Source organism: Dorea sp. AGR2135 (genome assembly GCF_000420885.1).
Taxonomy (GTDB): domain Bacteria; phylum Bacillota; class Clostridia; order Lachnospirales; family Lachnospiraceae; genus Dorea; species Dorea formicigenerans.
Map to the genome: position 1 here is coordinate 1 of NZ_ATVU01000004.1, position 22,279 is coordinate 22,279.

A 22,279-nucleotide genomic window follows, 5' to 3' on the forward strand; every position below is an offset into this window, starting at 1 on the left:
GTCCCATAAGATTCTCCCCCTTTTCTTTCGATTTCCGATAAAAGTAGTTTAACAGAAATCGAATAAAAAGAAAAATTTATTATAAAACGTTGTCGTCAAAATGACGGTGGATAAAAATTGATTTTAGCAACTTATCAAGAATAGTTGTCCACAAAAAATAGCCCAAATTTATTCCTAATAAAGTATTTTAATCAAAATGTAATTAATAGTTCTGTTAGATAAAGGATATTCAAAAAAATGAGGAAGAAACTGTGGATAAGTTCTTCCTCCAAAAAATAAAATTTCTCTGTTTTTTATATTTTAGTTCAGCCGAAGGCTGAACTGTTACTATTTTTGCAGTGCATGAAATAGTGACAACGCAGATTGATAATTTTCCCACCTTGTGTACATGTCAAAAGTATCAGGTGGCATTTGTGCTGTAAAAAATAAGTGAAATTTATATACAATACATATACAGGAGTAGAGATGAAAAAGATAGATATGCACTGTCACATACTACCTGGTATAGATGATGGATCTGCAAATCCGAAAGAGACATTAGCGATGCTACGCATGGCATTGAATCAGGACTTTGTAGGTATGATCGTAACGCCACATGGCTCAGTCCGTAATGCATCCGTAGAACGAGTGCAGGAGATTCGAACATTGTGTAAGAAGTTCAGAATTCAGGCATATCAACGACTTGGAGTCAGGCTTCCGGTATTTCCGGGACAGGAAATTATGTATTCGGTAGATACAAGACAGTTACTAAAGGAAGGAAAGCTTCTGACGCTGGCAGATAGCAGATATGTGTTATTGGAATTCCTCCCGGGGACAGCTTACTCTAAGATATTCAGCGCAGTGCGCCAGATGCAGATGGCAGGTTATGTCCCAATTTTGGCACATGTAGAAAGGTATCATGTGTTAAGAGAAGAAGGCAGACTGGAAGAGCTGGCTGATACAGGAGCAAGAATCCAGATGAATTACAGCTCTATAGATGGAGGATGGAATAATAATACAGCACAGTGGTGTAAGCGACAACTGAAAGATGGTCTGGTCCATTACCTGGGAACAGATATGCACAATAGCGGAGAACGCAGTCCACAGACAGAACACGTTGAGAAGTGGCTGAACAAGAATCTGTCTGAAGACTATGTATGGGCATTGATACAAGGCAATGCAAGAAGAATATTAGATGACCGCGGATCACACAAGCCTAAAACATAAATTGTTTCAAAATTTTTTACAATTCAAAAAGGGACAGGTTAGAAATAAAAGAAACCCTAGAAAATGGGAGGGTAAAAATACACACAATTCAAAGAGGGACAGGTAGAAGTCCAATTGGGGACGGGGTTTTTTTAAAAAACCTCCGTCCCCAAAACCCAAAACCCCGTCCCCCAAGAAAGGAAATCAGATTAATGGGAAAGAATTACGACAATGATGAGATGGAAATTGACTTACTGGAGCTCTTTTATGTGCTCAAGTCGAAGATACTGGCGATCCTGGGAGTGGGACTGCTGTTCGGCTGTATTGCGTGTGCGTATGCCGGATTCTTAGCGAAGCCGCTGTACACATCTTCTTCCATGATGCTTGTACTGACCAAGGAGACGACGCTTAGTTCTCTGGCGGATCTGCAGATGGGCTCACAGCTTACCAAGGACTATTCCATCTTGATCACAAGCCGTCCGGTGCTTACGGATGTTATCGACCAGTTAGATTTGGACATGGACTATAAGCAGCTGAAGGACATGATCACAGTTGCGAACCAGGACGATACGCGTATTCTGCAGTTGTCTGTGGAGGATTCTGATGCCAAGCAGGCGAAGGAGATTGTAGACAAGCTGTCAGAGGTTGCTTCTGAGTATATCGGAGACAAGATGGAGGTTACACCGCCTAAGATCATAGAAAAAGGTGAGGTTCCGACTTCCAGATCGAATACAGGCGTGGCGAAGATGGCAGTGATGGGTGTGCTGGCAGGTATGATCCTGTGCGCAGGTGTGATTGTTGTCCGCACGATTATGGACGATACGATTAAGTCTGAAGAAGATATAGAAAAATATCTGGGATTATCTACACTGAGTGTAATTCCGGACAGAAAGGATTATATTAATGGATCAGGAAAGAAGAAGTCAAAGAGAAATGATGCAGGAAAACGAAAAGCAAGCTAGAACTACATATACAAATGCGCAGGCAAAAGCGGCAATGTCCCGCCGTGACAATAAGGCATCTAAGCTTCGGGTGGAGCTGACGGATCCTCGTAAATCAAATTACTTTTACGAGGAGGCGTTAAAGACGCTGAGAACAAATATCCAGTTTGCAGGAGCGGATATTAAGACGATCCTTGTGACAAGCTGTTTCCCGAATGAGGGAAAGAGTGATGTTGCCTTCCAGCTCGCAAGGGAAATGGGTATGGTCGGCAAGAAGACAGTTTTTTTGGATGCGGACATCCGAAAATCAGTCCTTGTGCAGAGATATTTCGTGGATAGTGACGTGAAGGGACTGTCCCAGTACTTAAGCGGACAGGCACCGGTGCGCGATATTTTATATGGAACGAATTATGAAAATGTAGATATGATTTTTGCAGGACCGATGGCTCCGAATCCATCCGAACTTTTAAATGGAAGAGTGTTCGCCAAGTTAATGGGTGAGCTGAAGCAGAGATATGACTACGTCCTGATCGATACACCGCCGATGGCAAGTGTAGTAGATGCAGCCATCGTTGGAAAGGTATGTGATGGAGCAATCCTTGTAATCGAGAGTGGATTTGTAGGATACCGTGCAGCGCAGAAAGCAATCAAGCAGTTGGAAAAGAGTGGAACACATATGCTTGGAGCTGTGCTGAATAAAGTTGATACAAAGAAAGAAAAATATTATTCCTATTACAGTTATGGAAGTAAGTATGGCTATGGCCAGAATCATGAAAATGCGTAGGAAAGGAATGTAAAGAACAGTATGAAGAAAAGAAAGACGAACCCGAAGGTTCAGAATGCTCTGCTGTTGATTGCATGTATCGTATTATTCCTGATATTAGGTTCGCTTTTATTTTTCAATCATAAGAAAGAAGCTGCAAATAGCAGTGAGTTAAAGAAAGCGGCGCAGGAAGAGATTCAGAAGGAGAAATCAGATCAGAAATGGACAGAGGACCAGAACAGCGAAGATCAGAACAACGCCAGTCAGACAGACGGGAATCAGAACAGCGAAGATCAGAACAACGTCAGTCAGGCAGACAAAAATCAGAACAGCGAAGATCAAGCAGGCGAGAATCAGACAGGCGAGAATCAGACAGACGGGAACTAGAACAGAGAGAAGCATCAGGAAAACGCCGGGGAAGATTCGCAGCAGTCATTATCGCAGGCGTAGCTGTACTTGCGGTGGCAGGTCTTGGATACGCAGGTATCCAAAAAAAGAAAGCAGCAGAAGCGGCAAGTGCGGAAGCAACCGCGGAAGCAGATGATTCCAACACTGTCACCTGGCAGGGAAAGAATTACAAATATAATCAAAATCTCAGCAACTACTTATTACTTGGAGTAGACAAGCGTACACCGGCAGAGACAAGAGTCGGAAAAGCCGATGCAGGACAGGCAGATGCCTTATTTCTGCTGTCGCTGAACCGCAAGACGAAAGAAATGACGCTGATCACGATTCCGAGAGATACGATGACAGATGTGGAAAGCTTTGACCTGGAAGGGAAAAGCCTTGGAAAATCCAAAGACCACATCAGCCTCTCCTATGGATATGGAGACGGAGGCGCCGAGAGCTGCAAACTCACACAGGAAGCAGTGTCCAATCTCTTCTACGGACTTCCGATTCAGGGTTATCTTGCCATGAACTTGGACGGGATTCCAGAGCTTGCAAAAAGTGTAGGAGGTCTGACAGTGACTGTGCCAAATAACAGTCTGGAGTATAAATATCCGGAATTTGCCGAAGGCGCAGAAGTAACACTGACCGAAGAAAATACAGAAATATTTGTCAGAAGCAGAGATGTAGATGAAAGCCAGAGCGCCATCTACCGGATGGAACGCCAAAAAGCATTCTTAGATGCGTTTTCAAAAAAGGCAAAAGAATGCTATAAACAAAATGCAAAATTTGCAGCGAATCTGTTCGTGGCAATCAAACCATATACCGTCACAAATATCAGCGAAGACCGTCTGATGAAGTTATTCCAGACAGCAGATGAAGGAGACGGCTACACAGAATGGACCGTTCCGGGAGAAGGAACACAAGGCCTTTCCTACGATGAATACCACGTAGATGACGATGCTCTGTATGCAAAGATTATGGAGACATTCTATCAAGAAGTAAAATAAATGAAAAAACAGACAAATGAGCAATAAGACGTAAGGGGCTATAGAATTATGAAAAAACGATACGTCGTAGCAGGGATACTGGCAGCAGCCGGACTGATCTGCGGAGGAATTGCATATTACCAATATTATCAGGATGCCCATGCAGGGCAGGAATATGAAAAAATAAAAGAAAAAGTCGTGACAGAAGAACCGGAAGAGACACCAAAAAGTACCGTCGAGATACCAATCGACTTCCAGACATTACAGAACATGAATCCAGACATTTATGCATGGATCAAAGTACCGGGAACCGTCATCGACTATCCAATCGCACAGAGCGGGACAGATAACAGTTATTATCTGAACCACAGTGTGGAACATGATGAGAACAAAGCCGGAGCAATCTTTACCGAGGATTACAATACGAAGACTTTCGAAGATCCGAACACCGTGATCTACGGACACGGCATGGCAAATGGTTCCATGTTCGACGGTCTGCATCAATATATGGACCGGGATTTCTTTGATCAGAACAAAGAAGTCATCATCTACATGCCGGACAAGATCTTGCACTACCAGATCTTTGCAGCATACCTGTATGACAACCGGCATCTGCTGCAAAGCTTTAACTTTGATAACAAAGACATTTACCAGGCTTACCTGGATATGGTATTCGGTATCCGGGATATGAAGTCGAATATTGATACAGCAGCGAGTGTGACTGCAGATGATAAGATCATCACACTATCTACCTGCTATGCAGGTATGGACAACCGTAGATACCTGGTACAAGCCGTACTAGTATCTATAGAACAATAATTAAGAAAAGGAGGTAAAGACCAATGAAGAAGAAACTGATCAGCCTGGCTATGCTGGTAACAGTATTCGCAATGCAGGTTGTAGGTGTATCCGCTGCAAGTAAGACAACAACAATGGCAGCAACTGGAGCAGCTCAGGGAAAATATGACGTAGAAGCTATGTCACAGAGTGAGATTGCAGATGTTGCTAAAGTTAATCAGTCAGCAGCAGATCTGATTAAAGGCGTCAATGCAGGAACTAAGAAACTGGATGATATTGCAAAAGCTGAATCCAGCATCGCATCAGATCTTGCAGGGGAGTCTTTAGTTACTGCATTCATGGATGTAACACCAACTAATGGTGGCGTTCAGCTTGCAGACGGAAGATATCAGGTAACATTATCTGTACCTGCACTTACAAAAGGAATGACAGATGTAAAAGTACTTCACTTCAGTACTGCACGTAATGTATGGGAAGTTATTACACCATCTAATGTAGATCTTAACAATAAAGAGCTTACATTTGAGGTTCAGGATCTGTCACCAATCGCAATTATTGCGAAAGTTGATGCTTCACAGGCAGTGACAAACACAGCAGGAACATCACCAAAAACAGGTGTTGATTCCACAAACACAGTGCCATTCGCTGGCGCAGCAGTCGTTCTTTTAGGAGCGGCAGCAGTTGTAGCATTCAGAAAAAAGAATGCTTAATTAAAAAATATTAGGTCTTAGGGGAGCTGAAGTATGAACATTATACGTCAGCTTCTCTTGGGCTTGAGAAATGAATGACATAAACGAGACAATGAATTTGAAAATAACTATCATAAGGTAAAACCGATAGATAAGATAAAATGCAACAAATGATAGCGGTAAAAAGGATTTAAAGGTAGTAATTTAAGAATGAGTAAGATGAATGAGGAAAAAACAGATTTGAAAGAACAAGTGGATAAAAAACAGTTTCATATGCCAAGAATATTAATTGTATATGATATGTTAGTTTATCTGATTGCAGCAGTTTTATTGCTTGTACTTTATGAAGGAAACGACAAACTTACCACAAGTGGTATCTTTCAACAAGTAGTACTTTCAGCAGGATGCATTTTCGCTGTCAGAATGGCAGGAAAAATCTATGGACAGGTATGGAGATATGGCGGGATCCAGTGCTATATCCGATTGCTTTTTACAGATGCAATTGCATTCATCATCTATCTGTTAATGGAATTATGTCTGCCGGTGGAAAAGATCACATTTGCAAGAATGCTTTCCGTGTCATGTCTGAACTTACTGGGAGCGTTAGCAATCCGTATGTTATATCGCTATGCATATAAATGTGGCAATCAGGAGAGCAAATGGGGAAAATTCCTGAATTCTGTTCTATACTTTTTTTCGGGAATCGAGCCTGGCGATGAGAAAGAAAACCGTAAGATTAAAGTTGCAATCATAGGTGCCGGACGCGTCGGAGTCGGACTGGCAGAAGACCTTATCAGCAATGAGCAGTCTTCCTATGTACCGAGATGCTTTATTGATGTCAGTAAGGAAAAGATCGGACGAGAGATCCACGGAATCCCGGTATGGACAGAAGATGATGTAACCGTAAAAAAACTTGCAGATTATGAAATTCAGGAGATTATCTTTGCGATTCCATCTATGAAAGCGGAAAAGAAGAAAAAACTGTATGAATTTTATAAAAATGCAGGATATAAAGTAAAAGTTTACGATTATCCGACGATGTATGCGGCAGGAGGCAAGAGAAATCTAAGAGAGTTCGATGTAGAAGAGTTACTGTTCCGTAAGCCGATCGTAATGTCAGATGAAAAGACAAATGCATACTATAGAGATAAAGTCGTGCTCATTACCGGAGGCGGCGGATCAATTGGATCAGAGCTTTGCCGCCAGCTTGCAAAGATGCATCCAAAGCAAATCATTATTTTGGATATTTATGAAAATGGTGCTTATGATGTACAGCAGGAATTAAAGATTGCCTATGGAAATCAATTAAAGCTTCAGATCGAGATCTGTTCCATTACTCACAGAAAAGCACTGGAAAAGGTCTTTGAGGCATATCATCCACAGATTGTGATCAATGCAGCTGCACACAAACATGTGCCGCTTATGGAACACAACTGCGTAGAAGCTATCTACAACAACGTATTTGGTACCTATAACCTGGTAGAGCTGTGCGAGGAATATGAAGCAGAACGATTTATGATGGTATCTACAGACAAAGCCGTGAATCCGACCAATGTTATGGGTGCTACAAAGAGAATGTGTGAGATGATTGTACAGAGTGCAAGCACTCATGGAAAAGTAAAATATAGTGCAACAAGGTTTGGAAATGTACTAGGAAGTGCAGGATCCGTCATTCCATTGTTCAAGCGTCAGATTGCCAACGGTGGTCCAGTAACCGTGACAGATAAAAGAATTATTCGTTACTTTATGACAATCCCAGAAGCATCACAGCTTGTATTACAGAGTGGAGCAATGGCTAAGAACGGAGAACTCTTTGTTCTGGATATGGGACAGCCAGTGAAGATCCTAGACCTTGCAGAAAATATGATCCGCTTATCCGGCGTAGAGGGAATCGAGATTGTGGAGACAGGACTTCGCCCAGGCGAGAAGCTGTATGAAGAATTACTTGTGAAGACAGAAGAACTGGACAAGACTGAAAACAGCATGATCTTCATCGAAAGAGATACTGCCTTAAGCCAAGAAGAGATTGAAGAGAAGATGCAGATTCTCAGAGAAGCCTGTGACAGTGGAGACAATCTGATTGCAAAACAGGCAATGAGAAAAGTCGTGCCAACATTCAAGAGCCCGGAAGAAGTCAACTGCCATGTTGCAAATGAAAAACAGGAAGAAAAGGCAGAAGACAAAGTTGAAGTACATAAGAAGCCTGGAATGAAGGCAGCAATATTCTAAAGGCAGCATAAGTTGAAGAACTTTACAGAATCACGTGGTTTACGCAGGATTCAGCTGTTCAGGTTTGTTTATATTTAATGCATTTCTATGCGCATAGCAATAAAATAAATGACAAGGGAGGCATAAATGCCTCCTCTTAATCATTTTTACTTTTCCAGGATATGCCCAAAAGTGTCATAGGACAAATAACAATCATAGCCTGGAAGAGAATTCTTACAGGTTATTTGTATTTTATAGAAATAAGATTCACAAATGTACTTTTATATACGAAAGAGAGATGCAGGTAATATAGCAGATGATTTGATTGTGAAAGAAGAAATATGCAGAGTTGTAATAATATTTAAGATGTTAGAAGAATTTAAATAAAAAATTGTATAAAAGAATCATATCACAAGAGGACATAAAAAGAGGTAATTAAATATGTTTAAAGAAAACAATAATTTTGAAAAATTTGAATCAAAGATTTGGTTAAGCAGTCCGACTATGCATGGTCCAGAGATTGAATATGTAAAAGAAGCATATGAAACTAACTGGATGTCAACAGTTGGAAAGAATATCAATGAAGTGGAAAGACTTGCCTGCGAATATATTGGATGCAAACATGCAGTTGCATTATCTGCCGGAACAGCTTCTTTGCATTTATCTATGAAGCTGGCAGGAATTGAAGCATATGGAATGCCAAAGGTAGGGCATGGCGCATTAGAAGGAAAGAAAGTATTTTGTTCTGATATGACATTCGATGCTACTGTAAATCCAATTGTATACGAGGGTGGAGAACCAGTATTTATTGATACAGAATATGATACTTGGAATATGGATCCGGTAGCGTTGGAAAAGGCTTTTGAGATTTATCCGGATACAAAGATAGTAGTCACAGCACACCTTTATGGAACACCTGGAAAAATTGAAGAACTGAATGCGATTATTAAAAAGCATGGTGCGATTCTGGTAGAAGATGCTGCTGAATCTATGGGAGCTACATATAAAGGTGTTCAGACAGGAACATTTGGAAAATATAATACAATCTCTTTCAATGGAAACAAGATCATCACAGGTAGCTCAGGTGGCTGCTTCCTGACAAATGATGAAGAAGCTGCAAATAAAGTTCGTAAATGGTCTACTCAGGCGAGAGAAAATGCTGCATGGTATCAGCATGAAGAACTGGGATACAACTATCGTATGAGTAATGTGGTTGCTGGTGTTGTTCGTGGACAGTTTCCTTACCTGAAAGAGCATATTGCGCAGAAGAAAGCAATTTTTGAGAGATATAAAGAGGGCTTAAAAGGGCTGCCGATATCTATGAATCCAATGGATTTGGAAAATTCTGAACCAAATTACTGGCTGTCTTGCTTGATTATTGATAAGGAAGCAATGTGCAAACAGGTTCGTGGAGAGCAGGATGCATGCTATGTAAAAGAAACAGGAAAGTCCTGCCCGACGGAGATTCTGGAAGCAATTGCATCTATTAATGCAGAAGGAAGACCAATCTGGAAGCCAATGCATATGCAGCCAATTTATCGCTTAAATCCATTTGTTGTAAGAGATGGAAATGGTCGTGCCAGATCAAACGCTTATATTGCAGGTGGAGTGGCTGATGTAGGAATGGACATTTTTACAAGAGGCTTATGCCTGCCAAGTGACAATAAAATTACAGCAGAGCAACAGGATAGAATTATTGAAGTGATAAAGAAATGTTTTGAATAGTACTTTGAGGAGTATTGATTATTGAAAAAGAAAATAGGAGTTATTGTTGCAACTGTAGGGGGAGCAGTTGCAACGATGTTATGCATAATGAAGAAAAAAGAAAAAAGAACTTCATATACAGTTCAAAATATAGAGGCTTTACCATTAAGAAAAATGGGGTTCTATGAAAAGTATATAAAAAGAGTTATAGATATTGTCTGTGCTTTGGCCGCTATTATATGTTTTAGTCCAATATATATTGGAGTAGCGATTTTGGTTAGAATGCAATTAGGAAGTCCGGTATTGTTTACACAAGATCGTCCAGGATTAGTTAATCAGGATGGAAAAGAAACTATTTTCAAAATGTATAAGTTTCGTACAATGACGGATGAAAAAGATGAGAATGGCGATTTATTACCAGATGAAAAACGTTTAACTTCATTTGGAAAATGGCTTAGAAGTACAAGCCTAGATGAATTACCAGAGGTGTTCAATATTTTAAATGGAGATAGCGGTATAATAGGAACAACCAAGAAAAACCTTGATTTTACAGGGGTTTCGCTGGCTTAGTCGAATTTTGTTATGATAATTTTTCTTTGTGTTGTGTCGATTGAGCGGGGGAACAAATATAAAAGAATGGTTTCTTGGATGCTTATTTTGACCCACACTATAAGTTGAAAAATTATGATAAGGAGGTTTGACCTAGCCTGCGAATGATCTTTTTAATAAGAACATTCACAGGCTAGTCGTCGTGTTAAAGAACTTACCTAATAAAAACAAATAATTATGAGGAGTGTGTTGAAAATGGGAAGAAAATTATTAATTGTAGCCTCTAAAAGATATGGAGATTATGTGAAAGAGATAGCAGAGTCAATGGGATGCTTTGAGGAAATCTCCTTTGTAGATAATGACAGAGAAGGAGCTATTGGAAAACTGGAGGATGTGGAAAGCTTTTATCCGGAATATAACTGTGCAATAGCTGCATGTGACGATGGAACAGAAAGACTTGAGTGGAATAAAAAGTTGGAGACACTTTACAATATTCCAGTCTTAGCTCATATGGACTCTACTATTTCTCCATCAGCTGATCTATTGCCAGGTTGTATTGTTGAACCAAGAGTTGTTATTGGCTGTAGAACTACTATTGGACAGGCAGCAGTAATTGGAGCTAATTCTGTGATAGAGCCATATTGCATTGTTGGAGATAGTTGTACATTAAAATCAGGAACAATCGTTAAAAGTACAAGTGCGTTAAATATAGGAACTGAAACAGAGCAGGGAAGTGTTTTATTTAAACCCTTAACAATGAAATAATCGGAATTAAAAGTTATAGGAAAGGATGCCCTCTCAATGTGCGTGGGGGGGATACGCAATGAATAGTAAAACGAATGAAAAAAATATGGAGATGAATCATACCAAGCAAAAAAGTACACCAAATATACGTTGGATGCTTGTCGGATATGATTTGATTGTATATGCAATAGTTGCATTAATCCTTTTAGTGTTATATGGAGGAATGGATAAATTATCAACTGTTGGAGTTTTTCAGCAGATTGCTCTTTCTGCCGTGTGTATTTTTAGCGCACGTCTTTTGGGGAAAATTTATGGGCAAGTGTGGAGATATGGTGGTATCCAGTGCTATATTCGCTTGTTGTTCACTGATTCTATCGCTTTTATAGTGTATCTGGGTCTGGAACTCCTGCTTCCAGTTCAAAAAATAACATTTGCCAGATTGCTTTCATTAGTTAGTTTGAATCTTTTAGGAGCTTTGGCACTTCGCATGATGTATCGTTATGCATATAAGTGTGGAAATCAAGAAACGACGAGAGGAAAGTTTCTTTCCATATTATTACATACTTTTTCTGGAATTGAAGCAGGAAATGAAAAAGAAGTTCAAAAGATAAAAGTTGCAATTATTGGTGCGGGCAGAGTTGGTGTAAGTTTAGCTGAAGAACTGTTAAATAATGCTGAAGCAGCTTACATTCCGAGATGTTTTATTGACATTAATAAAGAAAAAGTTGGACGTGACATACATGGAATTCCTGTGTGGTCGGAAGATGAAGCAACATTTAAGCGTTTGGGAGAGTTTGAGGTACAGGAAATTATTTTTGCAATCCCATCAATGGACGCTAAGAAAAAGAAAGCACTTTATGATTATTACAAAGATGCAGGATATAAATTGAAAGTATATGATTACCCGACTGTGTATGCTGCAGGAGGAAAAAGACATCTTAGAGAATTTGATATTGAGGAACTTTTATTCAGAAAACCGATGGTGGTTTCTGATGAAAGAACAAATGCATACTACAAGGATAAAATTGTGCTGATCACTGGCGGAGGCGGTTCGATTGGTTCTGAACTGTGCCGGCAGTTGGCAAAAATGCAGCCAAAGAAAATCATTATTTTGGATATTTATGAGAATGGAGCTTATGACGTTCAGCAGGAATTGAAGATAGCGTATGGAACTAGCTTAGATTTACAGATCGAAATTTGCTCCATTACCCATAGAAAAGCACTTGAACGGGTATTTGAAAAATATCATCCGCAGATCATTATCAATGCAGCAGCTCATAAACATGTTCCTCTGATGGAGCATAACTGTGTAGAAGCTATCTATAACAATGTGTTTGGTACACAGAATCTGGTAGAACTTTGCGAAGAATATGGAGCAGAACGCTTTATGATGGTATCCACAGATAAAGCGGTGAATCCAACCAATGTCATGGGTGCTACAAAGAGAATGTGCGAAATGATCGTTCAGAGTGCAAGTACACATGGAAAAGTAAAATACAGTGCAACACGATTTGGGAATGTACTTGGCAGTGCAGGATCAGTTATTCCGCTTTTTAAACGTCAGATTGCTAATGGCGGTCCTGTTACAGTTACCGATAAGAGGATCATCAGATATTTCATGACAATTCCGGAAGCATCACAGCTTGTTCTTCAGAGTGGGGCTATTGCAAATAACGGAGAATTATTTGTTTTGGATATGGGACAGCCGGTAAAGATTATGGATTTGGCAGAGAACATGATCCGTTTATCTGGCGTTCAGGGAATTGAAATTATTGAAACAGGATTAAGACCAGGAGAAAAACTGTATGAGGAATTATTGGTTAAAACAGAAGAACTGGATAAGACCGATAATAGCATGATTTTTATTGAAAGGGATACAGCTTTAAATAAAGAAGAGATTTACAAAAAAATCAAAGTTCTTAGAGAGGCCTGTGATACTGGCGATGATTTGATTGCAAAAGAAGCTCTCCGAAGTGTTGTACCAACATTTAAGACACCAGAAGAGGTAAATAAAGAGATTGCATAAAAAATAACCACAACATGGAACGATATAAAAGAGGTAATTACATATGTTTAAAGAGAACAATAATTTTGAAAAATTTGAATCAAAAGTTTGGCTGAGCAGTCCGACTATGCATGGTCCGGAAATTGAATATGTAAAAGAAGCGTATGAAACAAACTGGATGTCTACTGTTGGTAAAAATATCAATGAAGTAGAAAGAATGGCATGTGAGTATATCGGTTGCAAATATGCAGTTGCATTATCAGCAGGAACAGCCTCTCTGCATCTGGCAATGAAACTGGCAGGCATTGAAGCGTATGGTATGCCAAAGGTTGGGCATGGTGCATTAGAGGGAAAGAAAGTATTTTGCTCTGATATGACTTTTGATGCAACTGTAAACCCGGTAGTTTATGAAGGCGGAGAGCCGGTATTTATTGATACAGAGTATGACACTTGGAACATGGATCCGGTTGCATTAGAAAAAGCATTTGAAATTTATCCGGATACAAAGGTTGTGGTTGTTGCCCATCTTTATGGAACTCCGGGTAAAGTAGATGAGTTAAATGCAGTTATTAAAAAGCATGGAGCTATTTTAGTAGAAGATGCAGCAGAATCTATGGGGGCTACATATAAAGGCGTGCAAACAGGTATGTTTGGAAAATATAACACCATTTCGTTTAACGGAAATAAGATCATTACCGGTAGTGCCGGTGGATGTTTCCTGACAGATGATGAAGAAGCGGCAAATAAGGTTCGTAAGTGGTCTACTCAGGCGAGAGAAAATGCTGCATGGTATCAGCATGAAGAACTGGGATACAACTATCGTATGAGTAATGTGGTTGCTGGTGTTGTTCGTGGACAGTTCCCTTACCTGAAAGAGCATATTGCGCAGAAGAAAGCAATTTTTGAGAGATATAAAGAGGGCTTAAAAGGGCTGCCGGTATCTATGAATCCAATGGATTTGGAAAATTCTGAACCAAATTACTGGTTGTCTTGTCTGATTATTGATAAGGAAGCAATGTGCAAACAGGTTCGTGGTGAGCAGGACGTGTGCTATGTAAAAGAAACAGGAAAGTCTTGCCCGACAGAAATTCTGGAAGCTATCTCGTCTATTAATGCAGAGGGACGTCCGATTTGGAAACCGATGCATATGCAGCCGATTTATCGCTTAAATCCATTTGTTGTCAGAGATGGAAATGGACGTGCCAGATCAAATGCTTACATTGCTGGTGGTGTAGCTGATGTAGGAATGGATATTTTTACAAGAGGACTATGCTTACCAAGTGACAATAAAATGACAGTAGAGCAGCAGGAGAGAATAATAAAAGTGATAAGAGCTTGCTTTATGTAAAAAAAGAGGAATGAAAACTATGGAAAAGAAACACAAACCATATGGAATATATGAAAAATATGTCAAAAGAATTTTAGATATTATATGTTCATTGATTGTAATTATCCTTTTTGGATGGCTATTTATTATAGTTGCATTTTTAGTGAGATTCAAATTAGGGAGTCCGATTATTTTTAAGCAACCTAGACCAGGAAAAAATGGTGAAATTTTTAATTTGTACAAATTCCGTACTATGACAGATGATAGAGATGAAAAAGGTGAATTGCTGCCGGATGCTCAACGTTTAACTCCTTTTGGAAGATGGCTAAGAAGTACGAGTTTAGATGAATTGCCAGAAGTTTTTTGTATACTGATTGGCACTATGAGTCTAATTGGACCAAGACCTTTGGCGGTAAAGTATTTACCTTATTACAATGAATATGAAATGCATCGTCATGATGTAAGACCGGGATTAACTGGATTGGCTCAAGTTAGTGGGAGAAATTTCGTTAATTGGGATGAAAGATTTGCGTATGATGTTAAATATGTAAATAAAATAACCTTTTGGAATGATTTGAAAATTATATTTTTAACTGTGAAAGCGGTCGTAAAAAGAACTGGAATTGAAGCCTGCGGTAGCTTTACATTGCAGGATTTTGATGAGTACAGGCAAAATCAGATAAAGCATGGAGAACAATAGAATGGAAATATTATATAGAGAAATAAAAGAAGAGGATATTTTAACTCAAAAAAAAGAAATACTTGAATTATTTAAGTTACTTTTTGAAGAGGATAAAAAAAGAGAAAAAATATCTGAAATGTATTATGAAAATATGTCTAAATTTTGCAAAGATGGAAGTGCGATATTATTAGGTGCTTTTTGCAAAAATGTATTAGTAGGTTTTCATTGGGCTTATGAAATAAATTGGGGGGGGGCAGAAACGGATACACAGTTATTTCATAGCTGTCAATGAATCTTATCAGAATATGTCTGTTGGAACTAAGCTCCAAAAAATGCTGGAAAAAATTGCTATATCAAGAGAGATATATATTATAGATACCAATTGTGAAAAAGAAAATAAACAATCATATAGATACCACTTAAAACAAGGTTTTGAGGTGGAAAGTTATCGAATGATAAAGAAATTGGAAGATAGAGGTGCAGAAATGATAATACAGGGTGAAAAAGTAATTCTTAGGGCATTAGAAAAAAATGATGCAGATTTATTACTTGATATTATAAATGATCCTGATACTGAAAATATGTTGGGTGGCAGTTCTTATCCTGTTTCATATGATATGCAATGCGAATGGATAGAAAATCAAAAAAATGATGATACAGTGTTTAGAACAATTATTGCATTAAACGATGAAAAGAAAACAGGAATAGGAACAATAATATTAAGTAATATTGATATGAAAAATGGAACTGCTGAAGTTCATGTTAAATTAGCGGTGGCAAATAACAGAGGCAAAGGATATGGTACTGATGCAGTGAATACTATTGTTAAGTATGCTTTTAATGAAATGCGCTTGAACTGTATATATGCAGAAATTTTAGAATATAATCAACCATCAATAAAATTGTTTGAAAAATGTGGATTTAAAAAAGAAGGAACATTATGTTCGAGAATATATAAAGGGGGAAAGTATATCAATTTGATGTCTTTTTCTAAAGTAAAGGGGATTTGAAATAGTGTTAGAAATCGGTAGTGAATTTTGGAAAGTTGATAATTCGACTAAAAAAAATCGCTTATTTCCAAGTGATACAAAATGGTTCCTTTCGGGGCAAAATGCACTTAATTTTATTATTGATGATATTAAAAGTAAGTATGATGTATCTTCTGTTGCGTTACCATCGTGGTGTTGTGATAGCATGATTATCCCTTTCATTATAAATGATTTTGATATATCTTTTTATGACATAGAATTGAAAAATGGAAGTTTGGTTCAAAAAATAGACAAAGAATGTGATGTTATTTTGGCTATGGATTATTTTGGCTATGAATCAAGTTATAATTTATCGAATTATAATGGCATTGTTATAAGAGATTTGACACATTCTATTTTTATAAAAGAATATAAAGATGCAACATATTATTTTGGAAGTCTAAGAAAATGGACGGGGATATATACGGGTGGATATGCTTGGAGTAATGAAAAATGGACAGATGAAATACCTGTCAGAGAAGTTGATCAGAAGTATGTAAGTTTGAGACGTCAAGCCATGAAGCAAAAGCGTGATTATATTGAAGGACTGACAAAATCAAAAGGGTATTTAGAAATATATGAAGAAGCTGAAGATGTATTAGATGAATGCAACTTAAAAGGTGTATATAATGCGGAAAGGGCAGATATATTAGCAGCTCAAACATTAGATATTGATAAAATCAAAAAAAAGAGAAGGGAAAATGCGAAAGAACTCTTGAAATCAATATCAGATATTGCGCTTTTCCCTGAAATTTCTGATAATGATTGTCCTTTGTTTGTTCCAATCATTATTGAATGTCGCGATAAACTGAAAAAAATGCTCATTAGTAAAGGAGTCTATTGTCCAGTGCATTGGCCAATATCAAAACATCATATATTGACGAATAGGACAAGAGAAATTTATGAAAAAGAATTAAGCATTGTGTGCGATCAGCGATATTCAACTGAAGATATGAAAAAAATAAGCTGTTTAATTAAAGAATATATGAAAAAGTAGTTGAGGTTAAAAATGAAGAAAGATATTTATTACAATGTATATTACGGAAAACTGTATGAAAATACCGAACATGGGAAACTTGAAACATTTGAAGTCGATTCTGAGTATGGAAAAATTGAACATATTTTTATTAAAAGAGAAATTGAAATGAATACTGAAAGAAAATATTATGATATTGTAACTCCATATGGATATGGCGGTCCTATTATCACAGAATGTAACGATAAAGAAAAATTATTGGCACAGTTTGAAAAGAACTTTACGGAATATTGTACTGAAAATAATATTGTGTCTGAATTTATTCGTTTTCATCCGATTTTTGAAAATGCGTTAGATTTTAAAGGAATCTATGATGTTGTATATTCAAGACATACTGTAGGTACTAATTTGAAGGATTATGATGATCCTGTTCAGGCTGAATTTTCAAAATCTTTAAGACGAGAGATTAGAAAAGCAGAAAAAAATGGTGTGACTGTAAGAACAATTTTAGAGCCAAAGGATTTGTCGGTCTTTAAAAAATTATATGAAGAAACGATGGATAGAAATGAAGCCGATGCATATTATTATTTCCCAGATAGTTATTACGAATATATAATTAAGTATTTAGGAAAATCAGTGCTTGAAATTCAATTGATTTATGAAAATGAAATTATTGCAAGTGAAATGTATTTTATAGAGGGCGATCTGATGCATGCACATTTACTGGGAAGTTCTCAGAAGATGTTAGATTTAGATGCAGGAGCCTTGCTTGAGGCAACAGCTGCACGCTGGGGACATGAGCATGGATACAGATACATACATCATGGTGGTGGAAGAACAAGTGCAGAAGATGATTCTTTATATACTTACAAAAAGAAATACGGGAAAAATACTGAATTTGATTTTTATGTTGGAAAGAAAATATGGGATAGAGAAAAGTACGATGAATTAGTTGCAAAGAGAGAAGGAGAGTTGAATCACAAAATAGATAGTGATTATTTCCCAAAATACAGAGCTTAAATAACAATATCGGAGAAAAATTATGAATATTTTATTTATATCAATGTCCTTGGAATTAGGATGTAAAGATTTATATTGTGATTTAATAGATAGCCTTTTAAAAAGAAATCACAAAATAACGGTAGTACGAAGTTTACCCAATATTACAAATACAACTTTTCAACAACAAGAATCAGGACTTAGTGTATTAGATGTAAAAACAGGAGATCCGTTCAGTCAGAATTTATTTAAAAAAGGTTTAAATCAGATAATGATTGGAACTTATTTAAAGCGGGCGATAAAAGAATATTTATCAAAAGAAAATTTTGACTTAATATTGTATGCAACGCCACCTGTTACCTTAGCAGGAGTAGTTAAATTTTGTAAAGAAAAATATCATGCAAAAACCTTTTTGATGCTAAAAGATATTTTTCCACAAAATGCCGTAGATTTAGGAATGATGAGCAAAACTGGTATAATATATAAGTATTTTAGAAATCAAGAAAAGAAATACTATAAATATTCTGATTATATTGGTTGTATGTCTCAGGCGAATTTGGAATATGTATTAAAGCATAATCCGGAGGTCAAAAAAGAAAAAATACATATTTTTCCGAACTCCATTGAAATTGATTTTACAGGGAAAACGATATTTAACGAAGATAAAACAGTTTTTATGTTTGGAGGTAATCTTGGAAAGCCACAAAATATCTCTTTTTTGATTGATCTTTCTCGTAGGTTGAAAGGTTACTCTAAGGCAGAATTTATCATAGTTGGCGGAGGAACAGAACAGGGAAAAATAATAGAATATGTAACAAATGAAAAACCTGCAAATTTAAAGTTTAATAGGCGTCTTCCACAGGAAGAATATGAAAAGTTATTACAGACAGCAGATGTTGGATTAATTAGCTTAGATCCACGATTTACAATTCCAAATGTTCCTTCAAGAATGCAAAGCTATATGAAATTGAAAAAACCTATTTTTGCAATTACAGATACAGCAACAGATATTAAAGGTATGATACTTGATAATGATTGTGGTTGGTGGTGTGATGCAAGAAATTTGAGTGATGCAGAAAAAATCATAAAAACAATCTGTGAAAATAAAGAAAATCAGAAGAAAAAAGGTTTAAATGGATTTGAATTTTTAAAAAGAGAATTTGATGTGGAATTGAATGCTGATAAAATAGAAGATTTTTATAATGAATAAAATTTGATGTAAATGAGGGACAATATGAAAGTTTTAATTATTATGGGAGGATTTTTCCCAGGTCAAAAATTTGGTGGACCGCCGGTGAGTGTAGATAATTTCTGCTCATTGCTTAAAGATGAGTGTGATTGTTTTATAGTTACTAGCAACCATGATATGGATAATAATAATGTATATCCAAACATTCATTCAGGTTGGAATGATCGCGGTAATTGTAAGGTTTTATATTTAAGTGATAAAGAATATAGGTATAAAAAATTTGAAGCAGTTATAAAGGAAATTTCTCCAGATATTATTTATTTGCAGGGATTATTTCAATATTGTGTGATTCCTTGTTTAAGATTGGCTAAGAAATATAATATCTCTGTTATGCTTGCACCTAGGGGAGAACTTTGTTCTGGGGCCTTTAAAAAGAAATATAAGAAAATACCATATATTGTTTTTTTGAGAACTTTTAATTTGCTGAAAAATGTACATTTTCAATCTACTAGTGATGAAGAATCAGAAGCAATACAAAAAATATTAGCTGTTGATAAAGAAAGAGTACATTTTATGACTAACATTCCGTCTATTCCTAAAGATAGAAATATATATGTAGACAAAAAAGAAGGAGAAGCAAGATTAATTTTTATATCGAGAATTGTTCCAAAAAAAAATTTACATATGGCGTTAAATTATTTACACAATGTAAAGGGGAAGGTAACGTTTGACATTTATGGTTCTCTTGAAGATGAACAATACTGGTCTGAATGCAGGAAAAAGATAGCTGGATTGCCTGAGAATATAAAAGTGGAATATAAAGGATCAATTTCACATGACGAAGTACATGATACTTTTAAAAGATATGATGCATTTTTGTTTCCAACTTTGAGTGAAAATTTTGGACATGTTATTGCGGAAGCTTTAATGGTGGGGTGTCCGGTAATTATTAGTGATCAGACTCCTTGGACGGATGTTAATAATATCGAAGGCGGATGGAGTATTGCACTTGAAAATCCTAAAGAATTTATTGAAGCCATACAAATTATTGTGAATGCAAACTGTGAACAGGAAAAAATATACAAAAAGCATATACTAAATTATATTGAAAAAAAACTGAATTTAACTGAATTGAAAGAATTATATTATAATGGTTTCGAAAATGCAGTAGTGGAGAGAAGATAATGAGAGAGATAGTAGGATTGTTTGCTATATTGCCATTTATTACATGGTTATTAACGCATAAAAGATATAAGGATATTGCAGCACCTTATAATTTATTTACATTTTTATATATAATAAATATAATGCTTCCAATACTTACTTATATAAATATTGATAGTGCAAGCACAATTAGAGAATCCTATATTAGAAAAGCAATTTCTAGCGACTCAATATTTTGTGAATATGTGGTTTTGCAAACAATATGCTACTACTTAGTTATATTTGGAACAAAATTAAGAATAGGAAAATCATCTGGAAATTTTGAGGAATATAATACATATTCAGAAGAAAATGTAGCTAGAGTTAATATTCGAGGTCAAGAGAAATATAAATATATAGGAATTGTAATTTGGGCTATAGGTTTTGTTGCGTTTATTAAAATTATGAATCAAGTAGGAGGAATATACTATTTCTTTACTCATTTACAGTTTCGTACAAGCTTAACAAGAGATATTGATTTTTGGTCATGGTTATTACCGTTTGTTGATTATGGTGTATTGTTTATAATATATTCGTATAAAGGTACAGAGAAAAGATTAAATATAAAAATTATTTTATTAATAATTATATCAGGGCTTATGTCTGGGTTAGGTGGAAGAAAAGCCTTGTTAATTCTTTTTATTGAAGCATTATTATTGTACCATTATACAATTAAAAAAATTGATATAAAACGTTTTTTTAAAATGAGATATATTTTAGGAGTAATAGCACTTTATTTGTTTTTTGTATTGATGTCTAAATTTAGAACGGAAGGTGCGGCTGAGGCTTTTTTACAAAATCCATTAGCTTTTACAAAAGATTCCAGTGAAGGAATATTTGAAACTATTCAAAGTGAGTCATATGTGAGCTTTTTTATGACCATAATTGATTATTTTAAAACTCATGCATTGTGGTTGGGAAGATCATTTATTGGATTGATTACAGCAATTATTCCATCATCATTATATCCGGGAAAGCCACCTGTTGATGACGGCACCTATTTATATTCTATTTGTCAGGGGAGAACCAATATAATTCCACCTATGTCTTTTGATAATTTGGATGGTTCATCGTATCCATTGGAAACATTTGGCTCTATGTATGCAAATTTTGGACTTGTTGGATTATTTGTTGGAATGATTGTGTTAGGAGGTATATATGGATATGCGTACAGAAAGATGAAGAATAATTCATATAGTCTGTTTAACGTAGTGATTTATACACAGATAATATTCACTTTTCAATTATCAACATTAAGAATTTTTCAGTTATTTGAACTTATTATTGTGCTTGGTATAATAACATATTTATGCAGTGATAGGTTTTCTTTTGGAGGTAGAAAATTATGAGTTTGATAAGAAAAATAATATATGGAAAACCGAGTGGTATTATTTTGAAAAAATTTCTTTCATTGTTTTATAAAGAAGAATATTTAAATGGAAAATATTTTGATGAAAAAAGAATGGGATTTTGGTGGTGTATTCGAAGTTTACCGCACATAATCAGCATGCATAGGCAGGGAGTTTATTGGCCAGTCAATCCTCAATGTAATATTTTGGGGGGGGGCAATATTAAATTTGATAATAGTTCACTGAATGTTTTTCAAAACAGTGGATGCTATTTTCAGGGATTTGAAAGTTTAACAATAGGAAAAAATGTATGGATTGCACAAAATGTTGGAATTATTACAGCAAATCATGATCTGAACAATCCTGATTTACATACAGAAGGAAAGCCAGTATATATTGGAGATAGATGCTGGATTGGAATGAATGCGGTAATATTGCCTGGAGTTGTATTAGGAGAAAATACAATTGTGGGAGCTGGTTCTGTAGTAACGAAAAGTTTTGAACAAGGACACTGTGTTGTAGTAGGCAATCCAGCTAGAATTATAAAGACGTTATAAGGAGATT

At 36.3% G+C, this 22,279-nt stretch carries 21 protein-coding genes and 1 pseudogene; all 22 read left to right on the plus strand.

The features are described from left to right. Window positions 1-465: 465 nt before the first annotated feature. The 22 genes and pseudogenes from G593_RS0103690 to G593_RS0103790 all read left to right on the plus strand — a co-directional run bounded on the left by G593_RS0103690 (window position 466) and on the right by G593_RS0103790 (window position 22,272). The gene (locus G593_RS0103690) at window positions 466-1,206 is read left to right on the plus strand and encodes a CpsB/CapC family capsule biosynthesis tyrosine phosphatase (protein WP_005336076.1); all 741 of its coding nucleotides are present in this window, start codon (window positions 466-468) and stop codon (window positions 1,204-1,206) included. A gap of 191 nt (window positions 1,207-1,397) precedes the next feature. Beyond that, the gene (locus G593_RS0103695; RefSeq protein ID WP_029730789.1) at window positions 1,398-2,147 is read left to right on the plus strand and encodes a YveK family protein; all 750 of its coding nucleotides are present in this window, start codon (window positions 1,398-1,400) and stop codon (window positions 2,145-2,147) included. Continuing rightward, window positions 2,089-2,910, plus strand: coding sequence for a CpsD/CapB family tyrosine-protein kinase (locus tag G593_RS0103700; protein WP_029730790.1), 822 nt, complete (start codon window positions 2,089-2,091; stop codon window positions 2,908-2,910). The genes G593_RS0103695 and G593_RS0103700 overlap by 59 nt, the downstream gene beginning before the upstream one ends. 21 nt (window positions 2,911-2,931) lie before the next feature. Beyond that, entirely contained in the window at window positions 2,932-3,276 is a 345-nt protein-coding gene (locus G593_RS20685; protein WP_081646478.1) for a hypothetical protein, read from the plus strand. 74 nt (window positions 3,277-3,350) lie between these two features. Next, window positions 3,351-4,286, plus strand: coding sequence for an LCP family glycopolymer transferase (locus G593_RS0103705; RefSeq protein ID WP_081646479.1), 936 nt, complete (start codon window positions 3,351-3,353; stop codon window positions 4,284-4,286). Window positions 4,287-4,334: 48 nt separating this feature from the next. Next, entirely contained in the window at window positions 4,335-5,084 is a 750-nt protein-coding gene (srtB, locus tag G593_RS0103710) for a class B sortase (RefSeq protein WP_029730792.1), read from the plus strand. Between the two features lie 23 nt (window positions 5,085-5,107). Then, window positions 5,108-5,773 carry an LPXTG cell wall anchor domain-containing protein gene (locus G593_RS0103715; RefSeq protein WP_029730793.1) on the plus strand — a complete coding sequence of 222 codons (666 nt, stop codon included), beginning with the start codon at window positions 5,108-5,110 and terminating at the stop codon, window positions 5,771-5,773. 189 nt (window positions 5,774-5,962) lie between these two features. Then, a complete protein-coding gene (locus G593_RS0103720) occupies window positions 5,963-7,981 on the plus strand; it encodes a polysaccharide biosynthesis protein (protein WP_029730795.1) in 2,019 nt (672 codons plus the stop codon). A 420-nt stretch (window positions 7,982-8,401) separates the two neighbouring features. Continuing rightward, complete coding sequence (locus tag G593_RS0103725) at window positions 8,402-9,685, plus strand: DegT/DnrJ/EryC1/StrS family aminotransferase (protein WP_029730796.1); 1,284 nt, start codon at window positions 8,402-8,404, stop codon at window positions 9,683-9,685. Window positions 9,686-9,838: 153 nt separating this feature from the next. Beyond that, a pseudogene (locus G593_RS0103730) lies at window positions 9,839-10,189 on the plus strand (sugar transferase); the annotation flags it as partial. Window positions 10,190-10,468: 279 nt separating this feature from the next. Continuing rightward, window positions 10,469-10,978, plus strand: coding sequence for a hypothetical protein (locus G593_RS0103735; RefSeq protein WP_029730798.1), 510 nt, complete (start codon window positions 10,469-10,471; stop codon window positions 10,976-10,978). A gap of 58 nt (window positions 10,979-11,036) precedes the next feature. Then, window positions 11,037-12,983, plus strand: a complete 1,947-nt coding sequence (locus tag G593_RS0103740) for a polysaccharide biosynthesis protein (RefSeq protein WP_242827026.1) — start codon at window positions 11,037-11,039, stop codon at window positions 12,981-12,983. Between the two features lie 43 nt (window positions 12,984-13,026). Beyond that, window positions 13,027-14,310, plus strand: coding sequence for a DegT/DnrJ/EryC1/StrS family aminotransferase (locus tag G593_RS0103745; RefSeq protein ID WP_029730801.1), 1,284 nt, complete (start codon window positions 13,027-13,029; stop codon window positions 14,308-14,310). A 19-nt stretch (window positions 14,311-14,329) separates the two neighbouring features. Continuing rightward, window positions 14,330-14,989: a sugar transferase gene (locus G593_RS0103750; protein WP_044994006.1), complete on the plus strand. Its 660-nt coding sequence runs from the start codon at window positions 14,330-14,332 to the stop codon at window positions 14,987-14,989. A 1-nt stretch (window position 14,990) separates the two neighbouring features. After that, window positions 14,991-15,263, plus strand: coding sequence for a hypothetical protein (locus tag G593_RS0103755; RefSeq protein ID WP_029730803.1), 273 nt, complete (start codon window positions 14,991-14,993; stop codon window positions 15,261-15,263). 13 nt (window positions 15,264-15,276) lie between these two features. Further along, window positions 15,277-15,981 (plus strand): GNAT family N-acetyltransferase, encoded by a 705-nt coding sequence (locus G593_RS0103760; RefSeq protein WP_081646481.1) that lies wholly within the window; start codon window positions 15,277-15,279, stop codon window positions 15,979-15,981. A gap of 4 nt (window positions 15,982-15,985) precedes the next feature. Beyond that, on the plus strand, window positions 15,986-16,996 hold the full coding sequence (locus G593_RS0103765; protein ID WP_029730806.1) for a hypothetical protein: 1,011 nt from the start codon (window positions 15,986-15,988) through the stop codon (window positions 16,994-16,996). Window positions 16,997-17,008: 12 nt separating this feature from the next. Beyond that, window positions 17,009-17,995, plus strand: a complete 987-nt coding sequence (locus G593_RS0103770; RefSeq protein ID WP_029730807.1) for a peptidoglycan bridge formation glycyltransferase FemA/FemB family protein — start codon at window positions 17,009-17,011, stop codon at window positions 17,993-17,995. Between the two features lie 22 nt (window positions 17,996-18,017). After that, window positions 18,018-19,184 (plus strand): glycosyltransferase family 4 protein, encoded by a 1,167-nt coding sequence (locus G593_RS0103775; protein WP_029730808.1) that lies wholly within the window; start codon window positions 18,018-18,020, stop codon window positions 19,182-19,184. 24 nt (window positions 19,185-19,208) lie between these two features. Beyond that, complete coding sequence (locus tag G593_RS0103780; protein WP_029730809.1) at window positions 19,209-20,348, plus strand: glycosyltransferase family 4 protein; 1,140 nt, start codon at window positions 19,209-19,211, stop codon at window positions 20,346-20,348. Next, complete coding sequence (locus G593_RS0103785) at window positions 20,348-21,715, plus strand: O-antigen polymerase (protein ID WP_029730810.1); 1,368 nt, start codon at window positions 20,348-20,350, stop codon at window positions 21,713-21,715. Before G593_RS0103780 ends, G593_RS0103785 begins: the two co-directional genes overlap by 1 nt. After that, window positions 21,712-22,272, plus strand: coding sequence for an acyltransferase (locus G593_RS0103790; RefSeq protein ID WP_029730811.1), 561 nt, complete (start codon window positions 21,712-21,714; stop codon window positions 22,270-22,272). Before G593_RS0103785 ends, G593_RS0103790 begins: the two co-directional genes overlap by 4 nt. Window positions 22,273-22,279 lie beyond the last annotated feature (7 nt).